Annotated in this window: 1 rRNA gene (only partly in view); it reads right to left on the minus strand. The window is 57.0% G+C overall.

From position 1 onward, the window contains the following. Positions 1 to 1,272 (minus strand): 23S ribosomal RNA (locus AB0E07_RS05770) (it extends 1,270 nt beyond the left edge of the window). Positions 1,273 to 1,324 lie beyond the last annotated feature (52 nt).

Here is a 1,324-nt window from a genome sequence, read left to right on the forward strand (position 1 = left end):
TGAATGACACGACTTCGGCGGTACGCTTGAGCCCCGCTACATTGTCGGCGCGGAATCACTAGACCAGTGAGCTATTACGCACTCTTTCAAGGGTGGCTGCTTCTAAGCCAACCTCCTGGTTGTCTGTGCGACTCCACATCCTTTCCCACTTAGCGTACGCTTAGGGGCCTTAGTCGATGCTCTGGGCTGTTTCCCTCTCGACCATGGAGCTTATCCCCCACAGTCTCACTGCCGCGCTCTCACTTACCGGCATTCGGAGTTTGGCTAAGGTCAGTAACCCGGTAGGGCCCATCGCCTATCCAGTGCTCTACCTCCGGCAAGAAACACACGACGCTGCACCTAAATGCATTTCGGGGAGAACCAGCTATCACGGAGTTTGATTGGCCTTTCACCCCTAACCACAGGTCATCCCCCAGGTTTTCAACCCTGGTGGGTTCGGTCCTCCACGAAGTCTTACCTCCGCTTCAACCTGCCCATGGCTAGATCACTCCGCTTCGGGTCTTGAGCGCGCTACTAAACCGCCCTATTCGGACTCGCTTTCGCTACGGCTTCCCCACACGGGTTAACCTCGCAACACACCGCAAACTCGCAGGCTCATTCTTCAAAAGGCACGCAGTCACGAGGCAAGCACAAGTGCTCACCCGACGCTCCCACGGCTTGTAGGCACACGGTTTCAGGTACTATTTCACTCCGCTCCCGCGGTACTTTTCACCATTCCCTCACGGTACTATCCGCTATCGGTCACCAGGGAATATTTAGGCTTAGCGGGTGGTCCCGCCAGATTCACACGGGATTTCTCGGGCCCCGTGCTACTTGGGTGTCTCTCAAGCAAGCCGCTGATGTTTCGACTACGGGGGTCTTACCCTCTACGCCGGACCTTTCGCATGTCCTTCGCCTACATCAACGGTTTCTGACTCGCCTCACAGCCGGCAGACTGTGAAAGAGAGATCCCACAACCCCGTATACGCAACCCCTGCCGGGTCTCACACGCATACGGTTTGGCCTCATCCGGTTTCGCTCGCCACTACTCCCGGAATCACGGTTGTTTTCTCTTCCTGAGGGTACTGAGATGTTTCACTTCCCCTCGTTCCCTCCACACTGCCTATGTGTTCAGCAGCGGGTGACAGCCCATGACGACTGCCGGGTTTCCCCATTCGGAAACCCCCGGATCAAAGCCTGGTTGACGACTCCCCGGGGACTATCGTGGCCTCCCACGTCCTTCATCGGTTCCTGGTGCCAAGGCATCCACCGTGCGCCCTTAAAAACTTGGCCACAGATGCTCGCGTCCACTGTGCAGTTCTCAAACAACGACCAGCCACCCGTC

The organism is Streptomyces sp. NPDC048002 (assembly GCF_040653275.1).
Classification (GTDB): Bacteria; Actinomycetota; Actinomycetes; order Streptomycetales; family Streptomycetaceae; genus Streptomyces.